Origin of the sequence: Spirosoma sordidisoli, assembly GCF_004138325.1 — a bacterium.
Taxonomy (GTDB): domain Bacteria; phylum Bacteroidota; class Bacteroidia; order Cytophagales; family Spirosomataceae; genus Spirosoma; species Spirosoma sordidisoli.
Genome location: NZ_SBLB01000001.1, coordinates 835,354 through 861,601 on the forward strand (window position 1 = coordinate 835,354; position 26,248 = coordinate 861,601).

Genomic DNA, 26,248 nt, shown 5'->3' on the forward strand with positions numbered 1-26,248 from the left:
ACCATCACCCAACGCCCGCAAGGGCTGATGGTGAGCAAGCTGGCTAATCGTGTTGAGGTCTCCCCACCTTTTCACCCTTGCCCGGTTGGGCTGTCAACGTTAAAAACCCGGCGAGCATCCTGTCAGCGGGTAACTACCCCACGCGGAGCGAAAACAAAATCTTACACAGCCGAACTGCTCAATCTGCCTGATACTCAACTACCCGCTATTGCTGGTGATCTGCCTGTATTTTGGCCAGCCCAAAAGCCCATTTACCCGTTGTCAGAGTAACTAATTTTGAGCATTATTTTCGGTAGTTTTAAGCTTTTTTTCTAACTTAGCTTGTTCTTCTTTAGCCTTTATTTCAGCCTCGATAGTTTTAATACGTGCTGCTATTTCAGCAGACTTATTTTTTAAATTATCTATTGTTTCATTAATATTCTGACCTTCTAATGAGTTAACTGTTTCCTTGAAAACACTGTAGTATCCTGCAAGAGCATGAAGAGTTTGTTCATTTTGAGTTCTTAATTCAATTAAACGATCCAAACTGTTAATGTCCTTAATTTTGCTTAACGACTCAGTATCGGTATTAGCTTTTCGTTTCTTCAAATAGTTAGTAACATCATCATATTCCTTCCAGCTTTCTATTATATCAATATTTTTTAATTGATCTCCTAATATGTCCTCAATTTCACGACGTTCTTCCGCTGGACAGCATATTACTTTTATAGAAGAATGTAGAAAATTAATACCTTCACTGTTTGGACATCTCCACTCTCTTTCCCACATAAAACCTTGATAACGAGTCTCCTCTAAGAGAGGAAATAGAAGAGGTTTTGTTGCACTAAATAATTCTTTATAATCTAATAACTGACCATCCTTATCAACTATGTTGTACTCACCGTCAATAATTTTATTGCATAAGTTTAGAACTGTACTGTTAGTTTTTGTGTCAAAATAAAGTACAGGCCGTGCCCCTCTATGCTCTATCAGGGCCGATTTTGAGAATCCAATCCCGTATTGTTGATTATCTGACCATCTACGGTAACTCCTGTAACGGAAAAAATCAAGAGCAAATATTGGAGATTCAGTAAAACAAACAACTTTTGAATTGTATAGTGCTTCTTGACCCTCAAACGAAGGCTGTACGGCTTTTATATATCCTTGATCTTTTTCCAAATTACTATCTTTTGGAGCATTTTGACCTTTTAGAATGCTTACCAGACTATTCTTCCCTGTCATGTGTATGAGAAAGGGGGATAAATCAGGTTTTTCAACAGGCGTTAATTCAAAGGTAGGAGTTGAATTTTGATAATCTTTCCATTTTATGCCACTACTTGGTAAGCTCATAATTTGTATGGTTTAGACTCTTTATAGTCAAAATTAGATTTTTTAAGGCATTCATATTTTACAATTAATAGACAGCTCAATAATGTAACAAATACGCTTTTGTCGAGCCGACTTACCGGGGCGTTTCTCGTGTCGCAAGGAAGTTGCCTGATCTGTCAACGCCCGAATGACGGGACGGTTGGCCTGTCAACCGGAGCCGCCTAACGAGCCTAAAAGCTCCCCTTTGAGCCGTTCAACCTGTCGCAGGTAGCCCGCCCCGAAAGCCCCTTTTGGCCGTTGCACCCAACGACCCCGTGTGCTGATGACGACCGTAGGGAGACATTTGCACACACGGCAGGTTGGGATGAAAACGTTGCGTACCCGGCAAGCATCCTGTCGCCCGTGACCTGACTTGTTGAGTTGCCAAAAGACTTGACTAATGCCGGGTTGCCACTTGTCGCAGGAGAGCCGCCCACGCAGATCGACTACGATAAAACAGGCATTGCATCGTAAGTTGTACCATTCAACTCTCGACCAGCCAGTTTTTTGTTCTTCCCGCCCCACTGCTTGAAAAAGAACGCAACGCCCTGTTCTTCACATTGAATCCGAATATCCTGAACCCATTCTTCTTTCATTGGTCGTGGATTGCGCCCTGACTCTCCACCAACTATAACCCAGTCAATACCAGCCAAATTCAAACTTGGCAGCGGTCCCAAAAGGGGCTCAATTGAAAGAAATTTAGTCTGGGCACCACTTTTTCGAAGATGGTCAATACGATTAATTACTCGTTCATCTTCGACAGATACGCCCATCCAGATATTAGGCGTCCAAATTAGTTGGTCTGAATATTGCTCAACTAAGTCCCCCCGTTTTGTAAGCACTTGAAACGTATGTTGAAAGCACTCATTCATTGTGTTAAATACTTTTTGAATAAATGCAAGAGGCACATTTTTATGAAAAAGGTCGCTCATTGAGTTAACAAACACAGTACGCGGCTTTTTCCAGGTATAAGGCAAACTTAACTCCGAATCATGAGTCTTCACGACTTTGAAGCCGTCCTGATACTTTGGTGAACCCATCGCCTGAAGGCGTCTGCTCATCACCTCTGCATAACAGAATTTACAACCGGCCGACAGTTTATCGCACCCAGTGGTCGGATTCCACGTCATTTCCGTCCATTCAATACTTGACTGTGCCATTTTCGTTATATTTCATTTGTCATATAAAATACGCAAATATATATTACAATCAAAATACTCACCGGCATTTTTATGAAAAGTTTATCTGTGTACCCTCAGCAAAAGTTTTTCCTCGGCGTCGGGATCCATCCTTCTTAAGCTCTTCAACAGTGATTGACCCGTCTTCTTCCATAAGCCTTAATGCAGCTCTCAAGTGTTTAACTAGGTAAACAGTTTTAGTCTCAATCCAAGCTTCCATTTTTTCTATAGGTACCAATTTAGAAGTGCTGCCAACGTCTTTGATCAAAACAACAACATCGTTAGCCGGATCTTTTCTTAAAAGCATCAGTTGGTTGGGGTCGTCCTTGTCAGAAAACCTAAATCCTCCATTTTCATCAACTGACCACATAGCTTCCTTCATTTTGACATATCCCTTGACACTATTACTAGCAAAAAACAAATCATAAATAGGAACTCCTCTATCATCAATCATTGTGAAGGATCCAACAAATTGAGCTGCTTCTTTTAATCGACGCTCGTAAAGATTTTTTATCTCGTTCATCCTGTTAGGGCCTTTGGGTATCGTTATTGTTTCCATACCAAAAAGCTCTGCTATATGATGCTCAACTTTATCGTTTTCAAGATGACGATTTACCGCATTCCTGGCGAAATAAACAAATACTTCTGTTCTTGCCATTCTTAACAGACGATGAATTAAATGATAAGGAACGCTCGAAAAACCAAATGGATCAATAAAGGCAAATATGGGTGCATTAGGAAGACCTTTTTGATCGAAGTTATCAAGGTCATTAGCTAAGACGTTGGCAAATTCTCCTTGTTGAAGATCAATAGTAAAATTCGCCGGATATTTATCTTCTTCAACCATTGATTTTAAGTGGTCGAATCTTTTTGCATCGTTTTCAACAAAGTAAAAGTTAAGTTCTCCTGTAAAGTTTGCAGTGTGATTTTTTGCCAAATTTAAAGCAACAATTGGCGAACCTTTTTCACCGCCCGTGTATTCGCCAGGCCCAGCGAATCCATCCATATATATAATGCGCTGATGATAGCGTCCGAGTATTGGGAACCAGGCATTTAAATACTTTTCTAATATCAAATGCTTTGCTTTAGTGTGTGGGGCACAGTCCCATATTGTTGTCCTAGGTACAGCCATGTAATTTTAAGCGCGATTAGAAGCGAATATTGTCCATTAATAAAGGTTGTGTTGCGCCCTTTTTACCCGGTACTACAAAGAGCCGCCGAATAGATTCTCGTACTATTCAGAAAGGCTATCACTGCGCTTCTTGTGTCACACGTATAAAAAAAGCTGCCCACTCCGGCGTTTATGTTGTCGAGCGCAACCCGCCCAACGAGCACAAAAGTCAGCTTGTAAGAATGCTTCTTGTGTCAACCGGAAGCGAACTAACGAATCGCAAAACTACCTGTCGAGCCCTGCATCCTGTCGCTGGAGTGATGATATACTAGCTTTTTCAATTTGAACCCGCACCCAACTCCTTCAAGGACTGATGGATGAGCAAGCTACTCCAAAAAACCAACGTAGCCTCACCCTTTACATCCTTGATCTGTTGGGCTGAAAACCCTCCTTCGGGACGTGCTTCCTGTCGACGGGAAGCCAGCCCACGCGGAGCGAATCACTTTGTAAAACTTTGCCTTATCAAAAGGCGTTGTTGAACCTCGGCAATCTATTGTTTTTTTTGTAATATTTATAGAGTAGAAGAGCTTCAATATACGCTGGTGGTTCGCCTGCCTTTGAGTACATTACGTAGAAGTCAAAAGAATTGATATTATTTTGGGTCATCAATTCACGAATGTAGTCGTTCGTTTGAATGTCCTTTTTAGTTATCTTATCTTTTCCTCTTGAAGCAAGTAATCTACTTTGGATTGAATGGTCGCCAAGTGTTCCATCGGTCTTTATTTTTCCAGCCATACCAATGTAAACTATTTCATCAGTGGCTTTGTCAACCCATATATAGACCCCAAATTTTTTGCCTACATACTGCCGAACTGTACGATTGAATGCCTCTCTACCGGATTCACTGTCAAAAATTGTTTTGTCAATCTGAAAATTGACGATTGTCTCGTCTACAAATGATTCAAGAAGTGTTTTGACCTCGTCTATTTTCATTTGATTTTATGTGGGTCTTATAACAAAAATATGGATTAATTGTACAGGTTTGGCTTGTCAGTCGAAACCTGCCTTGAAAGCATAATCCTCCGCACCGGGGCGTTCACTCTGTCAGCCGGAAGCTGGAAATGGAAGCCCAAAACTTACCCACCCCGGGCGTTTCCATTGTCGCCCGAAAGCTGGAATTTGAAGCACTTTATGGACCCGCACCCAACATAGTATTGTACGCAAAATCACGGAACTATGTATTTCTGACAGTCAGGCAGATATAGTTCCGTAGTAGTACTTAGCCTCATCTGGTATGGTACTAATGCCGGCAGTATAGAATCAGGACGTCCGACACCCTTGCTATTATTTAGTTCTACGCAACTCCACGTATTGATAAACCGATGATCAACCGTTGACTGACGTTAATTCGGCGGACAGAAACCTCTTCCTCTTTGCGACTGTCTTTATCACAAGAAAAAAATCTAGTATAATAATAGACACATCACGTGTACCGATCACTAATAACAGGCCGGAAAGCCAGACTCGTTAAGCTCGAATTTATTATCCGGTAGTAAAACGGGTATGGGCTACCAGACTGGCTCTGAGCAACGGGGCGAGGCAGATTTGTAAAAAAACGTTGGCTGGGTTTTGTATCTTGCCCGAAACTGCCCATTCATTCCTATGCGTCAACGGATCTACCTGTTACTCTGTTTCTGGCTGCCCCTGGCCGCGGCTGCCCAACCCACCACCATCCTGCCCGAACGCGAACGGGCCCGAATTGTCGATGAGATTCTCGAAGACCGGTTCAACAACTTGCTCCCGCAGCTGATGCGTCGCGAAGGGCTGGATATGTGGATCATCATCTCCCGCGAGTACAACGAAGACCCGGTGCTTCGGACCATGTTGCCCAGCACCTGGCTCTCGGCCCGCCGACGGACCATCATGGTTTTTTTCGACACGGGCAAGGAAATTGAAAAGCTGGCCATTGCCCGCTACGATGTGGGCAACCTGCTCAAAGGCGCCTGGGATATCGATGTGCGGCCCAACCAGTGGGAAGCCCTGGCCAAAATCATCGAGGACCGTAAGCCGAAAAAGATCGGCCTCAACACCTCCACCAACTACGCTCATGCCGATGGCCTGTCGTCGACCGAACAACGGGAGTTTCTGGAAAAGCTGCCCGCCGATTATCGCAAACGCATCGTGTCGGCCGAGAAGGTAGCCGTGGGCTGGCTCGAAACCCGCACCGAGAAAGAAATGGCGATCTACCCCATGATCTGCCGGCTGTCGCACCAGATCATTCAGGAAGGGTTCTCGGAGAGCGTGATCCAACCGGGCGTCACCACCACCGACGATGTGGTCTGGTGGTTCCGGCAGCGTATTACGTCGCTGGGGCTCGACACCTGGTTTCACCCGACGGTGGATGTGCAGCGGGCCGACAGCCAGGATTTCGAACACCTGCGCACGTTCTCGAAGCGGCCCGACAAGCAGGTGATCATGCCCGGCGATCTGCTCCACGTCGATTTCGGGATTACCTACCTGCGCCTGAACACCGATCAGCAGCAACACGCCTACGTACTGCGCCCCGGCGAAACGGATGTTCCCGATGCCATCAAAGCCGCGTTCAAACAGGGCAACCGCCTGCAGGATATCCTGACCGACCAGTTTAAGGCCGGCAAGACGGGAAACCAGATGCTGCTGGCCGCCCTGGATCAGGCGCAGAAAGAAGGTATCAAAGGCACCATCTACTCGCACCCCATTGGCGTACACGGACACGCGGCCGGCCCGACCATCGGCCTCTGGGACCAGCAGAAGGGCGTTCCCGGCACGGGCGACTATCCGCTGCTGGCCAACACGGCCTACTCCATCGAGCTGAACGCAGCCGTTGAACTGCCGGCCTGGAAAAAAACAATCCGGATCATGCTCGAAGAAGACGGTTTCTTCGATGGGCAGTCGTTCCGCTACATCGACGGGCGGCAGACGGAGATCTACACCATTCCCCGCCAGCTGGGGTATGTGAAGTAGGGGCTAAACCAGAACGGGTGCCTGCCATAGACTGTGCGATGAAGCAGCAGGTCTACGGCAGGCACCCGTTCGTTTACCGGTATGGCTTAGGCCAGGCGGTTGATGCAGTTCAGGTCTTCAAACGCAATTTTCAGGCGCGACACCATGCTTTCTTCTCCTTTGCGGAGCCATACGCGCGGGTCGTAGTATTTCTTGTTCGGCGAGTCGGCTCCTTCGGGGTTACCGAGCTGGCTTTGCAGATAGCCTTCTTTCGCTTTGTAGTAGTTCAGCACCCCTTCCCACATGGCCCACTGCATGTCGGTATCGATGTTCATTTTCACGGCGCCGTAGCGGATAGCCTCCCGGATTTCGTCGCGGCTCGATCCCGATCCACCATGGAATACGAAGTTTACCGGCAGCGGACCCGTTCCGAATTTCTCCTGGATGTAGTTCTGGGAGTTGTTCAGGATGATCGGCGACAGTTTCACGTTACCGGGCTTGTATACCCCATGAACGTTACCGAAAGCCGCGGCAATGGTGAAGTTCGGCGATATTTTGCTCAGCTCTTCGTACGCATACGCCACTTCCGACGGCTGGGTGTACAGCTTGCTGTCGTCAACGTCCGAGTTGTCGACGCCGTCTTCTTCGCCACCCGTTACGCCCAGCTCGATTTCGAGGGTCATGCCGATTTTGGCCATCCGCTCGAAGTACTTGGCGCAGATCTCGATGTTCTCTTCGATCGGCTCTTCCGACAGGTCGAGCATGTGCGAGGAGAACAGCGGCTTACCGGTCTGGTCGAAATGCTTTTCGCCCGCCGTCAGCAGTCCGTCGATCCAGGGCAGCAGTTTCTTGGCGCAGTGGTCGGTATGCAGAATGACCGGAACGCCGTACAGCTCGGCCACCTGATGAACATGGGTAGCGCCCGAAATCGACCCGGCAATAGCGGCCTGTTGTTTGTCGTTGGGCAACGCTTTTCCCGCGTAGAAAATGCCGCCCCCGTTCGAGAACTGAATGATCACGGGCGAGTTAACGACCTTGGCCGTTTCCAGTACGGCGTTGACGGAGTCGGTGCCAACAACATTGACAGCCGGCAGGGCGTAATCATTCTCGTTAGCATGCCGAAAAATTTCGGAGACAGCGTCACCGGTCACGACGCCGGGTGCAAATCGAGTGGCTACATCGCTCATAAGAAGGGTATTTTTGGATTCGTTCAAGATATAATTTGCCGGAAAGCAGATTTCCGCCTGACACGGCCAACGGGGGGTAAAATTGCGGATAATCCGGAAATAATACTACTTACCCTACTGCGGTTCCGCGCCCAGGCCCGTCTGATTAGTCGACCAAAGAGTCTGATCCGGTTTTATTTCTCCGGAACGACCCGCCTGATTTACAGCCAGTCGCTCCGGTAGTGCACCCTTGTTATCTGTTGCTATCAGTAGGCAATCGGGGCCGACGGGTTTGTCTGGTATAGCTTTTTCGCTCTACCTTGCATCCATTCGCTAAACCCAGACTCGTATGAAAACCGTATTCTTTTGCCCGATGTGGGGCATGGAAAGCCTGTCCTATCCTGAAGCCGCCAAACGGGTAAAAGCCGCTGGCTACGACGGCATGGAAATATCGGCCGGACCCGGCAAACGTAAAGAAGCCGTTCAGGTCATGCGCGACCAGGGCCTGGAGGTGATTCTGATGGCCTTTGGCGGAGGCAGCAACTTTACCGAGCATAAACAGAAATACCGCGATGACCTGCTCGATATTGCGGCCAACAAACCGCTCTTCATCAACGCGCATACCGGTCATGACTACTTCACCTTCGAGCAGAACGCCGAACTGATCCAGACCGCTCTCGACGTGCAGAAGCAGACCGGGGTCCGTATCCTGCACGAAACCCACCGGGGGCGGTTCAGCTACAGCGCCCCGGCCATTCAGTACTACCTGCTCAAACTACCCGATATGCGCCTGACGGCCGACTATTCGCACTGGGTCAACGTGGCCGAGTCGTACCTGGCCGACCAGGCCGAGAACGTAACCCGGGCCATTGCCGTCAGCGACCATATCCACTGCCGGGTTGGCCAACCCGAAGCCCCGCAGGTGTCGGACCCGCGCGCCCCCGAATGGCAGGCCGCGCTGGAAAGCCACGCCAAATGGTGGGACGCCATCCGGGCCCGGCTCCAGAAAGCCAACGCCCCTACCCTGACCGTTACCTGCGAGTTCGGGCCGGCGCCGGGCTACCTCCCCACCCTGCCCTACACCAACCAGCCCGTAGCGAGCCAGTGGGACATCAACGTCTTCATGAAAGACTACCTAAAAAAGCGCTGGCAGGAAAATTGATACATCCATTCCGAATAGCGCAATATGCGTTGGCAAACGAGCTGAATCCTACGGCGTTATTTGTAACTTTACTTCATGCTCCGCTCTCTCTTCATCGCTTGTGTGTTTCTCTGCGTTTCCCTGCCACCGGCGCAGGCGCAACTGGCGCAATCGCTGCGGATTGAGATCCCCTCAGACCCCAACGAACCCGAAGCCTTCGACGTTGTTCCGCTGGCCGACCGGGGGGTACTGATGACCGTACGAACGGGCGGTTTTTTCGACAACAGCCCGGCCGAATTCACGTTTCAGAAGTTCGACACCAACCTGAAATCGCTGTGGAGCGTTCGGTTCAAACAGGACATCAAGTACAGACCGCTGCTGTCGTATAATGATCAGCAGTACATGTATCACCTCTTTCGGGAGTACGATACGAACCGGTTTCAGTTTCTGCGACTCCACCTCGACGATGGCGTTGTTGAAACGATTGACGGTGTGCTGCTCGACCAGTTCGACATTCAGCAGTTCAAGGTGATGGGAAGTCAGGCCTACGTGGGTGGCTACCGCCATCAGCGTCCGGTGGTGATGGCATTTTCCTTTTTCGACGGCTCAGCCAAAGTCCTGCCCGGTTTGTACGTGAACCACATGGACATCAGCAGCCTCGAACTCGACGAAACCCGACGCGAAGTCAACGTGCTGGTTCACTCCACCCGGCGCCGGTGCCGGTTCTCGATACGCACCTACAGTTACGACAGCAAACTCATTCGCGTGGTCGATTTCGACGGGGCTAAAAACAGCCTGATTTCCGGCAAGCTGCTGCCCGTCAACGAGCACGAATCCCTGCTGGTCGGCAACTACTCGGCCGATTGTACGCCTTATTCGCAGGGTATCTACGTGACGCGCGTACGGCACCCCGAGCCGGGCGAATCCATGGCCGAGGTCACCGCCGACGCCGTAGGGGCGATTCAGTACATCGAGTTTTCGGAACTACAGAACTTTTTCAACTACCTCAAACCCCACCGCCAGCAAAAACTCAGGGCCCGGGCGCAGAAGAAAAAAGAAGAAGGCAAGGATTACAAGTTCCGCTACCGGCTGCTGGTGCATGACCTGCAACCCACCCCAACCGGCCTCACCCTTGTTGCGGAGGTCTACTATCCGCAATACCGGACCAGCACCCTGGGCTACAGCGGCTACCTCCGCGGAGCCGACCGGTACGACGGGTTTCGCTATACCCACGCCTTTGTTTGCGGCTTCGACAAACAGGGAAAACTGTTATGGGACAACTGCCTGCCCATCAAAGAGCTGCTCAATGCCGAGCTGACCGAAATGGTACAGGTTTCCCAGCAGGGCGACCGGATGGTGCTGGCCTACCCGAACGACGGCGAAATAACGACCGAAGTGATACAGGGCAACAAAGTGCTTAAGGAAACGGAAAAGATAAAAATACAGACCAGCGATACCGACGAACGCGTCACCTACTCGGCGCAGGAAAACCTAATGGCCTGGTACGACCGCCACTTTCTGGCCTGCGGCTTCCAGAAGATTGCAGCTTCTAAAGCATTTCCGAACCCGCGCGAGGTCTTTTACCTGAACAAACTCACCTACGATCCCGATGCCCGCCCCGCCAGTACGGCTAGCCAAAAAACCGCCGGATCAGGGCGATGATCAGGTTCAGCAGCACACTGACCACCAGACAGGTGACGATAGGAAAGTAAAAGCCTCCCCCGTTTTTGCCCATAATCCGGATGTCGCCGGGAAGGCGGCCCAGCCAGCTGAGCCGATCGCCCAGGACATAAATAACGAGCCCGACCAGCAGCAGGGCTGCCCCCGCCAGCATGATGTATTTACCAACCGTTGCGTTCATATAAATAAGCGTCCCTTCCCGTCAACGAAAGCCCCCGCGGTTGCGGTTCAGTCAGGCTTATAAAATCAGGTCGTCCGGATTCTGAATCTCGCGCAGGTCGGTGGTCACCTCAAAGCGGCCCGCTCCGGCGCGGTGCAGCGGATCATGACTAAAGTAAGGGCTGAAGTCAAGCTCCGTCAGCGCCTGAATCTGCGACAGCGGCACCTGGTACGTCCGAAACGCCCCAAATCCGTCTTCGGCTATTCCTTCGCGCAGATCGACCAGCAGGCTTTTCTGACTCAAGAGATAACCCGTCATGGAGAGTTCACCATCTTTTTTGATCACGGCGGCTACTTTCCAGAACTGGAGCGGCAGCAACACCCCCCGGTAGGGTATATCGGCCTCGCCGAAAACCGGCCCCGTAAACACCGACACCTTCAGCTGGGCCAGCTTCGTATTGTTCAGGATATAATCTTCCAGGTCGGCCCAGGCTTTCTGGTTCAGGCCCGCATGTTGTGGGCACGAGTTCGTGTAATGAAAGGTGTCGTCATTGGCCTGCTGGGCCTGCGCGCCCCAGACCGGATCGAGCCGCCGAACCATGTGACCCCGGTCCAGGTCGTTGTTGGCATATACCTCCGGCCCGGTCTGGTAGGTTTCGCTCAGGCGCGGGTCCAGAATCCAAACGTCGGAGCGGCCCATCGACTGGGTTCGCTGACCGTCGATGTTCACCGCCGTGGCTACAGACAGTCGCCGGATCCGGTGCATCGCCACGCTGAAATTTCGATAGGCCAACACGGTTTTCTGGTCGATTGTCAGAGCCAGCCGGTCCGTGATCGGGGCCAGCAGCGACTCGAACGAAATGGACGTTCCGGTCAGAAAAGCCGGGTCGTAGCCGTTGCGGTCTGTGTAGGTCCGGGGTGCTGGCTTGCGCGTCTCGAACCCAACGGCTACCGGACCGAAGCCGACCGAGACAGCCTGTTCCACCCCGGCTGCGCCCAGCTCGATACGGATCCGGAGCGGAACGGTAAACTGAATAGTTCGTACCGTTGCATCGGTCGATACGGGTATAGCGGCCGCTACTGACGAAGATGTGTTGTTGTCTGACATGGCTGACGGAACGGTTTAGGGGCAGACGCTGACCGAATCGGACAGGGCGAACTGGGTGAGTGATAAAGTTAATGTACAATTTTGGGGTATAGGTCGACTGGGTTCACAAGCGGCTAACTAGCTTATTTAACGGCCGTTAGATTAACGTATGTCGTACGTCATCAACCAGACAAATACAATTTATTTACAAACACTGCTTGACTTTACCAGATAAATTCTCTACTTTTGCACCAGATTTTACAAGCGGCATCCGTCGCGTCTCTGTTCTCTCACTATTTACACGCTGAGTTAGGTCTGACAGAGTCCGGTATGGACATACCACAGTACGGATGTACAGATGGGTTTTCTGGGTGGACGTCCCGCCGTGAGCGGGACATTTGCGCGTGGGCTAATCGGTCAATTTTCATTGTCTTCTCCCCTATTGACAGGCTGGGGGTTTGGTGGTCCTTGTTGGGTCGTTGGGCAATCGTTCGTTGGGCAATTCTCGCATTATCGCGCCGTTCACTGGCACACACTCGTCTTCGCTTGGAAAGTTTAAACACAACTTTCTAAGAGTAATGAAAACGAAAAAAAGTAACACAGATGAGCAGGATCTTCTGCTCACACAGGATCAGCCTACTACCGACGTTGCCGCCGTTGACGTCCCTAAGGCCAAAGTTCCCCGCAAAAAAGCAGCTAAACCGGAAGAGGCTCCCGTAGCCGCAGCCCCGGCCACTGATGACAACGACGCCGAAACGCCCGTTGCCAACACCGAGGTAGAACAGGCCGTTGCTGAGGTTATTACGGTCGACGAAACAACGCCGGCCGCAGCCCCGGCGCAACCCGTTGTTGATCCCAACCAGGTGCTTTTCTCGCAGCTGGATATTTCTGACGAGATTTTACAGGCCGTTACGGACATGGGCTTCATCAGCCCGTCGCCCATCCAGGCCGAAGCCATTCCGCCCATTCTAGCGGGTCGTGACGTAATTGGTCAGGCCCAGACAGGTACGGGTAAAACGGCCGCGTTTGGTATTCCAACCCTCGATCTGATCGACACCCAGGACCGCTCGGTACAGGCGCTGATTCTCTGCCCTACCCGCGAACTGGCCCTTCAGGTAGCCGACGAAATTCGTAAGCTGGCCAAATACAAGCGCGGTGTGCGCATCGAAGCCATTTATGGTGGCGACTCGATCGAACGCCAGATCCGGTCGCTGAAGAGCGGGGTGCATATCGTAATCGGTACGCCCGGCCGCGTTATGGACCACATGGAGCGCAACACGCTCAAACTCGACAACGTCAAGATGATGATTCTGGACGAAGCCGATGAGATGCTCGACATGGGCTTCCGCGAGGATATCGAAAGCATTCTGGAAGATATGCCCCAGGAGCGGCAGACGATTCTGTTCTCGGCTACGATGTCGAAACCGATCATGCAGATCACCCAGAAGTTCCAGAAAGATCCGGTGCTGGTGAAGGTGGTGAAGAAAGAGCTGACCAACGTCAACATCGAGCAGGTCTACTTCGAGGTGAAACCCAAGGCGAAAGTCGAGGTGATGTGCCGCCTGATCGATATGTATGACCTGAAACTGCTGCTGGTTTTCTGTAACACCAAGCGCAAGGTCGACGAGATCGTTGAAGACCTGCAAATCCGGGGCTACCAGGCCGAAGGGCTGCACGGTGACCTGCGGCAGGCGCAGCGCAACAACGTAATGGGCAAGTTCCGCTCGGGTACCACCAGCATTCTGGTCGCGACCGACGTAGCCGCCCGCGGTATCGACGTAGACGATGTCGACGCCGTGATCAATTTTGATATTCCCCTCGACGAAGAGTATTACGTACACCGTATCGGCCGGACCGGCCGCGCGGGTAAGTCGGGCCGGGCGTTCTCGATGGTCGGTCGCGATGAGAAATATCGCTTCCGCGAAATCCAGAACTACACGAAAGTACGGGTCGAGAAAGGCGTTATTCCGTCCTTCGAAGACATTGTCGGTATTCGTAAAGCCCGCTTTATCGAACAGATTCAGCAGACCATTCAGGACAGCAAAGACCTGAACCTGTACGAAGATACGCTGACCCAGCTTCACCACGCGGGCTTCTCGACCGAGCAGATCGTAGCCGCCCTGGTAAAACGCAGCATGGGTCTGGAGAAAAACGAATTTGCCGATCAGAACCTGGCCCTCGAAGACGATCGCCGTCGTGAGGATCGGGGCGGACGGGGCGACCGGTTCGAGCGCGGCCCGGGTCGGTTCGACGACCGGCGTGGCGGTTCACGCTTCGGCGACCGCGAGGATCGGGGCGGCTCACGCTTCGGTAACCGCGACGATCGGGGTGGTTCGCGCTTTGGCGACCGCGACGACCGCGGTGGCTCACGCTTCGGCAACCGCGACGATCGGGGTGGCGACCGGAAGCAATACTTCGAGCGCGATGACAAACGGGCGCCCCGCGAGCGCGAAGCGAACATGACCCGCCTGATGGTTACCATCGGTCGTAAGGATTACGTTCGGCCGGGCGATATCGTAGGCGCTATTGCCGGTGAAGCCAACATTCCGGGCAACACCATCGGCAGCATCGATATTTTCGACAAGTACACCTACGTTGATGTGCCTAAAGACGTAGCTAACCGGGTCGTTGATGCCATGGAAGGCAACACGATCAAAGGCCGTCGGGTCAACATCGAGATTGCCCGCTAAGCGCGAGCAACTCATCTATACACCAAAACGCCGGACGGTTTCGATCGTCCGGCGTTTTGTGTTATACGGGTTAGTTCCCCTACCTGGTCATGCTATAGTCCAAGATCTGCTTCCGGACCCGGACCTGACGGGCGCGGGCTTCGTCGGTTTTCTGCCTGAAGCGCTCGACTTCGTCGCACCACCGACGAGGCTCTTCGCTATCTCGACCAGTGCGATGGGCAGGCAGGAGTCCTTTCTAAGCTGGTGTTGCTGAAGCTGTACCTGCCCGATGCTGAACAAGCGTGGCGGTTTCTGACCCAGGGGAACGATCGTTCGTGGAAGCGCTCATTGTCTATTTTGGTACTCAGCCTGTAGAGTTCGCCCGCCGATGTAATTCAGGCCTACGAACTGGGCGCCAATTCATACATTATCAAGCCCGTTAACCTGGCATACCTATTTTTCCTCGCTGCGTCTGTACTGGTGGGAAACGGTTACGCTGCCCGTGGTAAGCCCCGCACCAAAGCCGTGAGAGCTACGGCAATTCGTAGTAATACCCGAAGATAATTCCCATTTCATCCTCACTGGTCAGGCCGAAACCAACGGCCTTGCTGGTGGTATTGTTGTAGGTAATTTCGGAAGTAAGCCCTTCGCCGGCCTTCAGGTCGATGGGTGTTTTGAAGGTAATAATGTCCGGATGCTCCCAGTCGGTCGAGGTATAGATAATCTCGCCGTCGCGGGTGCCGCCCTTGATCCGGATCACGAACTTTTCGCCCAGCTTGTGCATGTGCGACGTCAGCGTCAGAATACGACGCGGTTTGTTGAAGGTGAACGATCGGGTGGCGGTGGTGCGCTGATTGGGCGGCAGGTTCAGGCTGCTGTTGCCCAGATCGAGCGTCTGCACGACCTGTTTGACCTGGGCGGGGTCTATGCTGTAGAGATTGAACTGCGCTTCGCCCTTCATAACGCCATCGGTCTTGTTGACGTAATGCGAGTTCAGATCGAGCGACGCGCCGGCGGGCAGCAGCAAGGCCATGCCTTCAGGAAACGTGTAATCGATATACTGCGCCTGCGATCCGGCCAGGTACACATGGTTCGACATGGTCAGGGCCGTCGCGAAGTTCAGCGAGTTGTCGGGGTTACGCAGGTCACGAACGTCGTTCAGGTTCGGCAGCAGGCTTTTGTTCCGAAAGTCGTAGGCTACAAAGTGATGGCTGCCGCTGCGCATCTTGATCTCGTAGCGGTTTACGTACATGGGGGCCGTGTTGCCCACCAGCTGACGGGTAAACAGCTCGCGTTCAAACTTCGGCTGGATATCGAAAGCCGCAATCCGCATCTGTATCCCCCGCCCGCTGGCCGGTGCCGCCAGGGGTTCGTAGGTGGCTACGGTAGTCGTTTTATCATCCAGCAGAGCCGCATCGGCCACACTCCCCGTTTTTGGAGCGCCCGCTTCGATCCAGCGCCGAACAAACTCGACCTGACCATCGGGCAGCTGCGCACTCCCCAGCGGCATCAGGTTACCGTACTGACGGCCGCTATGGTGACCAGCGCTGGCGTTGAGTTTATGGTAAAGCAGACTCTCCAGCGACGCAAACGCCTTTACCCGCTTCAGCCCGTCGGCTTTGGCTGAACTGTTTTTGGGGTCAACGCCCACCAGGTTCTGATACGCCAGCCCCGCAGCCAGTACCAGGCCGTGCTGCGCAAACGAAGGGTCTTTCTCCGACGCGTGGCAACCCGCCGTAGCACAGGAGGGGGTCAGAATTTTCTGCTGCATCAGGTCGAACGACGATACCGCCGTGGGGTCGTCGGTCGCGTCGGTGGCGGCATTCTGGCACGAAGCCATGGCCAGCAGCAAACAGGCAACTCCAATTCCTGAGGGCAAGAGCGTAGACGTCAGACGGTTCATACAGGTTTGGGAGGAAATGCGTTCGTTCTGATAACGAAAAAACAGCGGCTGTAATACCGCACAAGTTACCTGTTTTTTCGTTGCGATGGGCAGTTAATTCCCTGACTCAGAAACGGAGAACAAAGTCCTGCCGGGGCTGTTCGGTACGCATAAATACGAGCCCTACCCAGTACAGATCAACCGTTACGCGCACCGCCGGGTGGTTCTTTATGTACGCCCAGGCCTGCTCCATCTCCTCCGACCAGTGAATGTCGTCGAATACAAACACCGTATCGTTATGGGCGTGAGGCAGGCAGGTTTCGAAATAACGGACTGTAGGCTCGTAGCGATGGTTGGCATCGAAAAATACCAGATCGAGCGCGTCGAGGGAGGCAAGCCGGGCCGGCAGGGTTTCGTCGAGGTTGCCCACCACAACGGTTGTATTGTCAATATTGAGCTGCTCGAAGTGCTGACGGGCCAGCGCAGCCGTTTGCGGACAACCTTCAAACGTCCACACCTGCCCCTGGTTGAGCCGGGCGGCTTCGGCCAGATACGCCGTTGTCAGGCCCAGCGAGGTGCCCAGATCGAGCACCGTTCGCGCCTGGAAGCGCCGAATCAGCCGGTAAAGCAACCGACCAAAGCGGGCGGGCTTCTGCGAATGCCGGGCAATATCGGCCACGCTGCGCTGCCGCGAGCCATTTACTTTCGAGCCTGCCCCGAAGTCGGTAATATCGATCCGGTTTTTGTTCCGACGTACTTCGTGTCGAAGCGAGCGGATTGGCGCAAAAGCCGGTTCACGCCGGTTGTCGGCCTGGATAACTTGGGTATACAGGGCAAATAAAAAGGGCGAATGCAGCGAGTGCTCGTCGCGGGCGCGGCCGAGGTAGCGGAAATAAGAACGAACCAACGGAGAAAGTAATGACTAATTTAAGCGGAATGGCACGACCATCGTAAACTCGGGAATATTTACCTGGAGCCGTTTTCCGTCAATAATGCGCTCGACCAGATAGGTGCCGGCCATCTTGCCCATACTCGACCGGAGGTTACAACCCGACACGTATTCGTGTACCTCACCCGGCTCCAGAACGGGTTGCAGACCAACTACGCCCTCGCCTTCGACCTCCCGGACGGTGCCGTTCGAATCGTAGATGAGCCAGTGCCGGCGAAGCAGCTGGATGGTGTAGTCGCTCGCGTTTTCGATCGTGATTCGGTAGGTAAATACGTAGTGTGCCTGAAGCGGGCTGGAGTAGTCCGATTGATACTCAGTCTTCACGCTCACTTTTACGCCTTCAGTGACTGACGATACCATAATTATCCTGTCGTTTGGCAACCTTACAACGAAAATACGGTTGATAAGTTATTTTACGCAAGAACCCATCTTAAAAATTTTCGGGGTATAGGTTCCAGCGGTTTTGGCCTATAATTCCCATTCACCCGTATCAGTTCCCGCAAATGAAAGTTTCCATAGCCGAATCCTGGCAACCTTACCTGCAACCTGAATTCGACGCGCCCTATTTTCAGCAACTGGCCGAATTTCTTAGACAGGAATACAGCACCCAGCGCGTTTTCCCGCCGGGAAAACTGATTTTCAACGCATTCGACAAATGTTCGTTCGACGACGCCCGGGTCGTTATTCTGGGGCAGGACCCTTACCACGGCGAAGGGCAGGCCAACGGACTGGCGTTTTCGGTAGCCGACGGTATACAGAAGCCCCCCTCCCTGGTCAATATCTTCAAAGAAATTCAGGATGACCTGGGCAAGCCTGTTCCCAAATCGGGGAACCTCGAACGCTGGGCCAGTCAGGGAGTTATGCTGCTCAACGCTACGCTGACCGTACGCGCCGGCCAGGCGGGGTCGCACCAGGGCAAAGGCTGGGAAACATTTACCGACTCGGTAATCAAACTGATTTCCGACCAGAAACAACACGTGGTCTTCATGCTCTGGGGAGCCTACGCCCAGAAGAAAGGGGCCGTGATCGATAGTAAGAAGCACCTGGTTCTGAAATCGAAACACCCCTCCCCCATGGCAGCCCAGTGGGGCGGCTGGTTCGGTAACAAACACTTTAGCCAGGCCAACGACTACCTCCAGAGCAAAGGCCTGCCTCCCATCGAGTGGTAAGACGTTTTTGTCATTCCTCCTGCCGCACCGGCGGACCGGTCGGGATAACAAAACGCCCTTATCAGGAGCTGGACCAGGCCCTGCCACCAGTCTCATTAATCCGAACAGCCGAAGGGGCAGGAACGGGAGAAGCGGATAGGTTTAGTATCCAGCTTTTCCATTCCTGCCCCTTCGGCTGTTTTTGGGCTGTTTGCTTAATCGATCGTTCTGAACAGGCGGTTCCAGCGGATTTTGTTGTACCACTTGTCCGGGTTCGGATCGAGCGACATCCAGACGAACACGGCTTTGCCGACAATATGATCGGCCGGCACGAAGCCCCAGAAGCGCGAATCCAGCGAGTTGTCGCGGTTGTCGCCCATCATGAAATAATAGTCCTGCTTAAACGTGTATGAGGTGATTGGTTTGCCGCCAATCTTGATACCGGTTGGACTAGACACTACGTTTTCGTTGCCTTCGTACAGTTCGATGACCGGGCCGTAGAGCGCTATGGTCTGCGCATTGATCGGAATCGTTACGCCCTGTTTTGGTACGGTAATCGGGCCAAAGTTGTCGTGGTTCCACTTGAACGTCGGGGTACCGTAGATACCCGGCGACATTTCGCCCGGCTTGTCGCTCATCGGCTCGATTCCTTTCACCCAGTCGAACCCCTTCAGCTGATTGATAACGGTTTCGGTCGTGTTGATGCTGTACCCCACCATGGTCGAACTCTTGGTCGAGTCGTTATACTGCTCCAGGGGCTTCCAGTTTTCGGTCGGCTGGCCCGGATCACGGTAGTCGTTCACGATGTCGTACTTACGAAAGAAGGCCGCGTCCAGCACCTCGGTTGTCTTCAGAAAGTATTTCTGCTCCGAGCGGGGCGGCTTGGGCAGCAGGGTGCCGTTGACATACACTTCCCGCTGCCGTACTTCGAGCACATCGCCCGGAATACCGACGCAGCGCTTGATGTAATTCGTTTTCAGATCGACCGGGTAGTCGATGTTGTCGTTCAGGTATTTGGGAGGCACGTTGAACACGACGACATCACCATTTTTAACGCTCGTGAAGCCGGGCAACCGGTACGAGGGCAGCTGAATGGCTGTGCTGTACGACGGGATGTTGGTTCCCCAGATTTTCTGGTGGGTCAGAGGGACCTGGAGGGGCGTTGTGGTAGTACGGGTACCGTAATGGAGCTTGCTCACGAACAAAAAGTCACCCACCATCAGGCTGTTTTCCATCGATGGCGTCGGAATGGTGAAGGCTTCCATAAACAGCCACCGGATGAGGGTAGCTGCCACAACGGCGAACAGAATCGAATCGAACCATTCGCGGAGAGGTGATTTTTTGGCTTTAGCCGGTTTACGGTCGGCGCGGGTTTTAACTTCAGACACGTCCTATAACAATTAATGATGAATGATTACCGATGAATGATGGTCGATGAAAGGCAGCGCGGGCTCATCATTGATCATTCGTACCTAACAGGTCGTCCATCCCGAAAATGCCCTCGCGGCCAATGATCCATTCGGCCGCGACAACAGCTCCCAGCGCAAACCCCTGTCGGCTGTGGGCAATATGGGTAATTTCAATCCGGTCAACGTCAGAATCGTAGCGAACCGTATGCGTTCCGGGTACGGATCCTTCACGAAGCGACTCAATTTCAACCGCTTCGGTCGAATTGATCTGCGAATTGGTACTATCGGTCTCTTTACTGGCCCAACGGCGTTTGGTCGGCAAGTGTTCCATAACCCCCTCAGCCAGCGTAATTGCCGTGCCACTGGGCGCATCTTTCTTTTCGGTATGGTGAATTTCGGTCATCGACACCTGATACGATGGGTAATTACGCATGAACTGCGCCAGCGTTTTGTTTAGCCTAAAAAACAGGTTGACGCCAATGCTGTAGTTCGACGCGTAAAAGAAAGCCCCGTTTTTCCGGCGGCAAACGGCCTCGATGGTCTGCCGCTGGCTCAGCCAGCCCGTTGTGCCACAAACGACTGGCCAGCCCCGTTCCAGACAATAGGTAATATTTTCGGCAGCCGATTCGGGCGAGCTGAACTCAATAACCACATCAACAGCCTCGTTGGGCAGGGTATCGAAATCGGCGCGGTTGTCGGCGTCTATGCGACCGGCAATCTGGTGGCCCCGTTCGAGCGCCAGCTGCTCGATGGTTTTCCCCATTTTACCGTAGCCAAGCAAAAGAATGTTCATGTTTTTTTCGGTGTTGTCAGCGACGGGTTCCGTTACTTGAATGTAAGGGCCAGGCGTATCCCCGGCACGGGCCCGGTGCCCGGCAAAGGTAGTACGGTTGGCTCAACACGCATGGAAATATCGTCGGATAGATCGAAGGTTTTCAGGTGGGCCGCTACGTTGGCCTCTACGGCGCTTACGGCGTAGAGCACAATAGACAAGAGTATATTCAGGTCCCGGTAGCGCCGGTAGAAGTCGTACGCATTTTTGGCACCCGCCGTCGACCGGAAAATATTATCGCCAATCTGCACCTCCTCCACTTTCTCAATCACGGCCGGTACGGGAATCGGCTGGCTGATCAGCTGGGGTATGTTGGTGAGTTCGACCTGCGTTGGGCCAACTATCTGGCGCCCGTACAGAAGGAGTCGGTAGCCATCTTCGGCTTCGTTAGCCAGCCGCCGGTAGCGCAGGAAGTAGTAGCCAATAGCGGCATATCCGCCGTAGATGAACGGTATTTTGTAGTACTGCCGGTTATAGGCCTGCCCCAGGCCGGGCAGAATCAGCGACCGGATGGTAGCCTGTCGGGGAATAATTTTTCGGATTTCGGCCTGCTGACGGGCCCCTACCCGAATGGTATCCGCCAGCGACTGCACCAGCGAGTCGCCCTCCGGGGTCAGTTCCGACGAACCCACCCGAATCGGGCGACCTCCGTTGTTGGGCAACGTAGCCGGAATGGTGTCGGCGGCCGACCGGATCTGCCGCGTCGAGTCAACGGCTGCCGGTGTCCTGGCGGGCACAATAGCGGGTTGTTGTGCAAACAGGCGTTGAACGGGTACGTTGAACAGCAGAACGGCTACAAATAGGACAATAAGCTGTTTCATGCTTACACAACGCTCAAAGTCGGTTGGTTGACCGGGCGCTGTATCCGTTTACGATAATTTAACACCACTAGGTTTGGGAATTGAGAACCTCCAGAATCTTGGTCAGCTCTTCCTGCGACGTGAACGGGATCTTGATCTCACCCTTATGCTTCTCATCGGCTTTGATCGATACCTTGGTCCCGAACAGCGACGAGAGCTTGAACTGCAGACTCCGCATTTCCTGTTTGGGCAGCGTCACGCGCCGGGTGGCGGTTAGCAGATCGTCATCGTCTGACAGGTTCCGTACGGCTTCTTCAACTTTTCGCACCGACCACTCCTCATCGACAGCCCGGTTGAAGAGCCGGATCTGCGAATCGGGGTTTTCGATATTGATGATAGCGCGGGCGTGCCCCATCGATATTTTGTTGTCGCGCAGAGCTGCCTGAATAACGGGGGGCAGCTTCAGCAGCCGGATGTAGTTGTTGACCGTGGTGCGGTTCTTACCCACCCGTTCGCCCAGTTCTTCCTGCTTCAGGCTACATTCCGTAATAAGCCGCTGATAGCTCAGGGCAATTTCTATGGAATTGAGGTTCTCGCGCTGGATGTTCTCGATCAGCGCCATTTCCAGCATTTGCTGGTCGTTGGCCGTCCGGACATAGGCGGGAATGGTTGTCAGTCCAATCAGCTTGGAGGCCTGAAGGCGCCGTTCGCCGGAGATCAGCTGGTAGCGGTCTTTGCCTAACTGACGAACCGTAATGGGCTGGATAATACCCTGTACCCGGATCGACTCCGCCAGTTCCTGAAGCGCTTCTTCGTCGAACCGGGTTCGGGGCTGAAACGGGTTTGTCTCGATCAGCGAGAGGCTGATCTCGGTCATGGTACTGATCGACTCAAACGGCGAGGTTTTGGTCTGGCGGTTTACCGCGTCACTGTCATGCAGCAGCGCACCTAATCCACGGCCCAGTCCAATCATCTTCTTATTCGGTGCTTTGGTGTTCGCGTTCTCCATACCTTGGATACGAGCCGAAGCCCGTTATGTTGGTAGAAATCACGGGGGTTGGCCCGTAGTACTAGGCTTCCTGCGGCATCATGCCGTTCTTGATCAGAATTTCGCGGGCCAGGTTCAGGTAACTGACGGCTCCTTTACTGTCGGCATCCTGAGCCAGGGCGGGTACGCCAAAACTGGGCGATTCGCTCAACCGGATGTTGCGGGGAATAATGGTGCTGAATACCATTTGCTGGAAATGGGTCGTCACTTCCCCTACTACCTGGTTCGAAAGCCGAACGCGCAGGTCGTACATCGTTAGCAGAATACCTTCAATGGATAGCCGGGTGTTGAGCCGTGACTGAATAATCTTGATGGTATTGAGCAGTTTACCCAGTCCTTCGAGCGCGAAGTACTCGCACTGGACCGGGATAATCACCGAGTCAGCCGCGGTCAGACTGTTGATTGTGATCAGACCGAGCGATGGAGAACAGTCGATAATAACAAAGTCGTACTCATCGCGGATGCTGTCGAGCGCGTTCTTCATCTTGTCTTCGCGGTTCTGAAGATTGATCATCTCAATCTCGGCTCCGACCAGATCAATATGTGACGGCAGCAGATCCAGATTTGGAAACTCCGTTTGTATGATCGCATCGTGAGGACGTACGCCCTCCACCATGCATTCATAGATGCTGTTCTCGATTTCTTTCGGATTGTAGCCCAGTCCCGAGGTCGAATTGGCCTGCGGATCTGCGTCAACAATGAGCGTCTGGAATTCGAGGGCGGCCAGGCTGGCGGCCAGATTTATTGTCGTTGTAGTTTTACCGACGCCCCCTTTTTGGTTGGCGATAGCAATGACTTTACCCATGGGTCTGTGCGTTGCAGTCCCAAATATGCCGGATAGTTTTCACGAATCCAAGCTATGTTCCACGACTGTTTCACAAAAAGTCGTGAAACAGCCTCAGCGGGTCAACAGGCCCGCATCCAGCACGAACTGCGAACCAGTGATGTAACGGGCTCCGTCAGAAACCAGATAGAGCACCATAGCCGACACGTCTTCGGGCTCTACCCAGGGTACGGGTAACAGATTTCCCGCCGACCGTTCGGCTATTTCCTGCGTGGTGGTTCCCTCCAGCGCGGCCAGACCATCGTTCATGGGGGTGTTCACGCCGGTGGGGTGAATGGAGTTGACCCGGATGTTATAAGGCGCCAGTTCAATGGCCCAGGATTTGGTCAGCCCCACGAGTCCCCATTTGGACGCGGCATAATGGCTCAGCCGATTCATGCCCCGCAGACCGGCAATGCTGGAGTTGTTGATGATAACGCCCGACTGCTGCTCCATCATAACGGGTATGACCCGGCGGGCTACCAGCCAGGCCCCTTTGAGGTTAATATCGAGCATATCGTCCCAGGCGGCTTCGGTCAGCTCGTGGGCCAGCCCATACGCACAGATACCCGCGTTGTTGAACAGGATATCGATTTGGCCAAAGTGGGTCATGGTCTGCTCCACGGCCGCCACGATGTCGTCGTCGCGCCGGACGTCGCCCCGCCAGATCAGGCAACGCGTACCGATAGCGTTGATTTCGCGCTGCAGCGAGTCGAGTTCGTTCTCAGACCCGAACGTATAGGCCGGATAGGTGAGATTGCGGGCTACATCGAACGCAACGATGTCAGCCCCTGCCTGCGCCAGTGCCAGCGCGACGGCCCGCCCCTGCCCGTGGGCTGCGCCCGTGATAAAAGCCGTTTTGCCGGTTAGACTGGCCATACTGAAGGTTATTTTGACGGCTTATGCAGCCTTGTCAGGTTGGGTTGGTTACAGGATAATACGGAGCCAGGTACGAATCGACCTCCACCTCCAGCGCATTGTTGAACACGTTGGTAGCGATCATCTGCCCGGCAAAAGCGACGAGTATAACGAGTTCTGCCGCCGTATGTCGCCGGGCCACGGCCTGGTACAGATCAGCAGGCACTTCACCCTTGTTTCGGGCCATCTCACTCCCGAACCGGAGCAGCGTCTGCTCGTCGTCGGTCAGGACAAGCGCTTCGGGCTTCTCGCCATGGTCGATTATGATCTTCCGGAAGAACATGGTGCAGAGCGGGCAGTCTGATCCGTCGGAGATGGCATGCGCAAACAGGTACGCCAGCCGGTTACCCACCAGCCCGATGACCGCCTGATACAACGGATACCACTGCATATATACGTCGAACGCCAGGGGCGAATGACTCAGGGTAGCCTTCATGTTCGTGATGCGCGAACCGGGGTAGTCAGCGATGTGCCGGGCCCAGGCCGCTTTCAGGTCGTCTGACGCCTGACTCTCCGGTAGTGGATCGATGCGAGACACAGATTGAGTGATGAGTGATGAATGATGAGCGATGAGTGATGCGGGTAAGGGAACGGGGTAGTAGTTGCTTAGTCGTTCCTTCGTCGAAATGACAAAAATAGCGGCATGATAAACCTGATTCGTGGCAAACCAGCCTGGTGATTGGCGTCGGACTGGCGAACCGGGCGCTGACGTGACGGAGTGGGCGCTGGATAATGGGCGCGTTACATGCTCCTGCTCCACTGAGCTAGTTTTTCGCCGGCCCGGCGGAGGGTTTCGTCGTCTTTGGCGAAGCAGAACCGGAGTATGTGGTAGTCGTTCCGCTGGTCGTAAAAGACCGATACCGGAATGGAGGCTACACCGATCTCTTTCGTTAGCCGAACCGCCAGATCGTAGTCAGGCTCGTCGGTTATAGCCGCGTAGGACACGTTCTGGAAGAAAGTGCCTTCGGTGGGCGTAAACGCAAACCGGGACCCGGCCAGCGCCTGTAGAAACAGGTCGCGCTTTTGCTCGTAGAACCCGGCCAGTGACAGATAGCGGTCGGGCTCGCTGAGATACCCGGCCAGCGCCACCTGCATCGGGGTCGATACGCTGAAGGTCAGGAACTGGTGTACTTTCCGAAACTCGACGGTCAGCTCGCGCGGGGCCAGGCAGTACCCGACCTTCCAGCCCGTTACGTGAAACGTTTTCCCAAACGACCCCACCACAAACGTTCGCTCCTGCAAAACAGGGTGCTGCATCAACGAGCGGTGTGGCCGCTGGTCGAAGGTAATATGTTCGTAAACCTCATCGCTGATTAGAAACAGGTCGCGCTCCTGCACCAGATTAGCCAGCTGGTTCAGATCATCGGCGGTCCAGACGCGGCCGGTCGGGTTATGGGGGGTGTTGACCATGATCAGCCGGGTCCGATCGGTTACTTTCGTGGCTACCTCTGCCCAGTCGATGGCGTAGTCGGGTGGAGTCAGGCTAACGAAGACCGGAACGCCCCCGGCCAGTTCGATGGCGGGTACATAGCTGTCATAGGCCGGTTCGAATACAATGACTTCATCGCCAGCCTGCACCACGGCCGTAACGGCGGCATAGAGCGCTTCGGTAGCACCCGAAGTAATCGTAATCTCGCTGTCCGGGTCGTAGATCGTACCGTATACCTCGGCGGTTTTCTGCGCAATGGCTTCGCGCAGCACCGGCATGCCCGCCATGGGCGCATACTGGTTATGATTGTTGCGCATGGCTTTCGTGACCAGCTCCAGCAGGGCCGGGTCGGCCGGAAAGCTCGGAAACCCCTGCGACAGGTTCAGCGCTCCCAGGTCAGCCGCCAGTTTCGACATGACGGTAAAGATCGTGGTGCCGACGCGGGGCAGTTTAGAAGCAAGCGTTTGCGTAGGTTGCATGCAGAGAGGTC

General features: G+C 53.5%; 23 protein-coding genes. 5 read left to right on the forward strand and 18 right to left on the reverse strand.

Features of this window, described 5'->3' with window-relative positions:
* Positions 1 to 270: 270 nt before the first annotated feature.
* From EQG79_RS03680 to EQG79_RS03695, 4 genes are all read right to left on the reverse strand, one after another.
* Positions 271 to 1,329: a hypothetical protein gene (locus tag EQG79_RS03680; RefSeq protein ID WP_129599988.1), complete on the reverse strand. Its 1,059-nt coding sequence runs from the start codon at positions 1,327 to 1,329 to the stop codon at positions 271 to 273.
* Positions 1,330 to 1,793: 464 nt separating this feature from the next.
* Positions 1,794 to 2,507 carry a DUF5131 family protein gene (locus EQG79_RS03685; RefSeq protein ID WP_129599990.1) on the reverse strand — a complete coding sequence of 238 codons (714 nt, stop codon included), beginning with the start codon at positions 2,505 to 2,507 and terminating at the stop codon, positions 1,794 to 1,796.
* 70 nt (positions 2,508 to 2,577) lie between these two features.
* Complete coding sequence (locus tag EQG79_RS03690; RefSeq protein ID WP_129599992.1) at positions 2,578 to 3,657, reverse strand: three-Cys-motif partner protein TcmP; 1,080 nt, start codon at positions 3,655 to 3,657, stop codon at positions 2,578 to 2,580.
* Between the two features lie 501 nt (positions 3,658 to 4,158).
* The gene (locus EQG79_RS03695; RefSeq protein WP_129599994.1) at positions 4,159 to 4,629 is read right to left on the reverse strand and encodes a hypothetical protein; all 471 of its coding nucleotides are present in this window, start codon (positions 4,627 to 4,629) and stop codon (positions 4,159 to 4,161) included.
* A gap of 669 nt (positions 4,630 to 5,298) precedes the next feature.
* Here EQG79_RS03695 and EQG79_RS03700 point away from each other — a divergent pair.
* Positions 5,299 to 6,639: a M24 family metallopeptidase gene (locus tag EQG79_RS03700; RefSeq protein ID WP_129599996.1), complete on the forward strand. Its 1,341-nt coding sequence runs from the start codon at positions 5,299 to 5,301 to the stop codon at positions 6,637 to 6,639.
* Positions 6,640 to 6,725: 86 nt separating this feature from the next.
* Here EQG79_RS03700 and fbaA read toward each other — a convergent pair whose 3' ends face one another.
* A complete protein-coding gene (gene fbaA, locus EQG79_RS03705) occupies positions 6,726 to 7,805 on the reverse strand; it encodes a class II fructose-bisphosphate aldolase (RefSeq protein WP_129599999.1) in 1,080 nt (359 codons plus the stop codon).
* A gap of 328 nt (positions 7,806 to 8,133) precedes the next feature.
* On the opposite strand from fbaA, the gene EQG79_RS03710 reads away from it, so the two are divergent.
* The gene (locus EQG79_RS03710) at positions 8,134 to 8,946 is read left to right on the forward strand and encodes a sugar phosphate isomerase/epimerase family protein (RefSeq protein ID WP_236648662.1); all 813 of its coding nucleotides are present in this window, start codon (positions 8,134 to 8,136) and stop codon (positions 8,944 to 8,946) included.
* Positions 8,947 to 9,021: 75 nt separating this feature from the next.
* On the forward strand, positions 9,022 to 10,587 hold the full coding sequence (locus tag EQG79_RS03715; RefSeq protein ID WP_129600001.1) for a hypothetical protein: 1,566 nt from the start codon (positions 9,022 to 9,024) through the stop codon (positions 10,585 to 10,587).
* On the opposite strand, the gene EQG79_RS03720 is transcribed toward EQG79_RS03715, so the two are convergent.
* Positions 10,556 to 10,786: a DUF2905 domain-containing protein gene (locus EQG79_RS03720; protein WP_077920344.1), complete on the reverse strand. Its 231-nt coding sequence runs from the start codon at positions 10,784 to 10,786 to the stop codon at positions 10,556 to 10,558. The genes EQG79_RS03715 and EQG79_RS03720 overlap by 32 nt on opposite strands.
* A 57-nt stretch (positions 10,787 to 10,843) precedes the next feature.
* Positions 10,844 to 11,872, reverse strand: coding sequence for a DNA/RNA non-specific endonuclease (locus tag EQG79_RS03725; protein WP_077920345.1), 1,029 nt, complete (start codon positions 11,870 to 11,872; stop codon positions 10,844 to 10,846).
* Between the two features lie 557 nt (positions 11,873 to 12,429).
* Between EQG79_RS03725 and EQG79_RS03730 the strand changes: the two genes are divergently transcribed.
* Positions 12,430 to 14,541: a DEAD/DEAH box helicase gene (locus EQG79_RS03730; RefSeq protein WP_129600003.1), complete on the forward strand. Its 2,112-nt coding sequence runs from the start codon at positions 12,430 to 12,432 to the stop codon at positions 14,539 to 14,541.
* A 511-nt stretch (positions 14,542 to 15,052) separates the two neighbouring features.
* Here the strand turns inward: EQG79_RS03730 and EQG79_RS03735 are convergent.
* The 3 genes from EQG79_RS03735 to apaG all read right to left on the reverse strand — a co-directional run bounded on the left by EQG79_RS03735 (position 15,053) and on the right by apaG (position 17,711).
* Complete coding sequence (locus EQG79_RS03735; protein WP_129600005.1) at positions 15,053 to 16,423, reverse strand: monooxygenase; 1,371 nt, start codon at positions 16,421 to 16,423, stop codon at positions 15,053 to 15,055.
* A 106-nt stretch (positions 16,424 to 16,529) separates the two neighbouring features.
* Complete coding sequence (locus EQG79_RS03740; protein ID WP_129600007.1) at positions 16,530 to 17,309, reverse strand: O-methyltransferase; 780 nt, start codon at positions 17,307 to 17,309, stop codon at positions 16,530 to 16,532.
* Between the two features lie 15 nt (positions 17,310 to 17,324).
* Positions 17,325 to 17,711, reverse strand: a complete 387-nt coding sequence (gene apaG / locus EQG79_RS03745; RefSeq protein WP_077920350.1) for a Co2+/Mg2+ efflux protein ApaG — start codon at positions 17,709 to 17,711, stop codon at positions 17,325 to 17,327.
* Between the two features lie 143 nt (positions 17,712 to 17,854).
* On the opposite strand from apaG, the gene ung reads away from it, so the two are divergent.
* Positions 17,855 to 18,520 carry a uracil-DNA glycosylase gene (gene ung / locus EQG79_RS03750; protein ID WP_129600009.1) on the forward strand — a complete coding sequence of 222 codons (666 nt, stop codon included), beginning with the start codon at positions 17,855 to 17,857 and terminating at the stop codon, positions 18,518 to 18,520.
* Between the two features lie 194 nt (positions 18,521 to 18,714).
* Here ung and lepB read toward each other — a convergent pair whose 3' ends face one another.
* From lepB to EQG79_RS03790, 8 genes are all read right to left on the reverse strand, one after another.
* On the reverse strand, positions 18,715 to 19,887 hold the full coding sequence (gene lepB, locus EQG79_RS03755; protein ID WP_129600011.1) for a signal peptidase I: 1,173 nt from the start codon (positions 19,885 to 19,887) through the stop codon (positions 18,715 to 18,717).
* 67 nt (positions 19,888 to 19,954) lie between these two features.
* The gene (gene dapB, locus EQG79_RS03760) at positions 19,955 to 20,701 is read right to left on the reverse strand and encodes a 4-hydroxy-tetrahydrodipicolinate reductase (protein WP_129600013.1); all 747 of its coding nucleotides are present in this window, start codon (positions 20,699 to 20,701) and stop codon (positions 19,955 to 19,957) included.
* A 32-nt stretch (positions 20,702 to 20,733) separates the two neighbouring features.
* Positions 20,734 to 21,561, reverse strand: coding sequence for a DUF5683 domain-containing protein (locus EQG79_RS03765; protein WP_129600015.1), 828 nt, complete (start codon positions 21,559 to 21,561; stop codon positions 20,734 to 20,736).
* Positions 21,562 to 21,628: 67 nt separating this feature from the next.
* Positions 21,629 to 22,549 carry a ParB/RepB/Spo0J family partition protein gene (locus EQG79_RS03770; protein WP_077920355.1) on the reverse strand — a complete coding sequence of 307 codons (921 nt, stop codon included), beginning with the start codon at positions 22,547 to 22,549 and terminating at the stop codon, positions 21,629 to 21,631.
* A gap of 61 nt (positions 22,550 to 22,610) precedes the next feature.
* Positions 22,611 to 23,393 carry a ParA family protein gene (locus tag EQG79_RS03775; RefSeq protein WP_077920356.1) on the reverse strand — a complete coding sequence of 261 codons (783 nt, stop codon included), beginning with the start codon at positions 23,391 to 23,393 and terminating at the stop codon, positions 22,611 to 22,613.
* 93 nt (positions 23,394 to 23,486) lie between these two features.
* Positions 23,487 to 24,290, reverse strand: coding sequence for a mycofactocin-coupled SDR family oxidoreductase (locus EQG79_RS03780; protein WP_129600017.1), 804 nt, complete (start codon positions 24,288 to 24,290; stop codon positions 23,487 to 23,489).
* Between the two features lie 34 nt (positions 24,291 to 24,324).
* Positions 24,325 to 24,867, reverse strand: a complete 543-nt coding sequence (locus EQG79_RS03785) for a carboxymuconolactone decarboxylase family protein (protein WP_129600018.1) — start codon at positions 24,865 to 24,867, stop codon at positions 24,325 to 24,327.
* A gap of 203 nt (positions 24,868 to 25,070) precedes the next feature.
* A complete protein-coding gene (locus EQG79_RS03790; protein ID WP_129600020.1) occupies positions 25,071 to 26,237 on the reverse strand; it encodes a methionine aminotransferase in 1,167 nt (388 codons plus the stop codon).
* Positions 26,238 to 26,248: the final 11 nt, after the last annotated feature.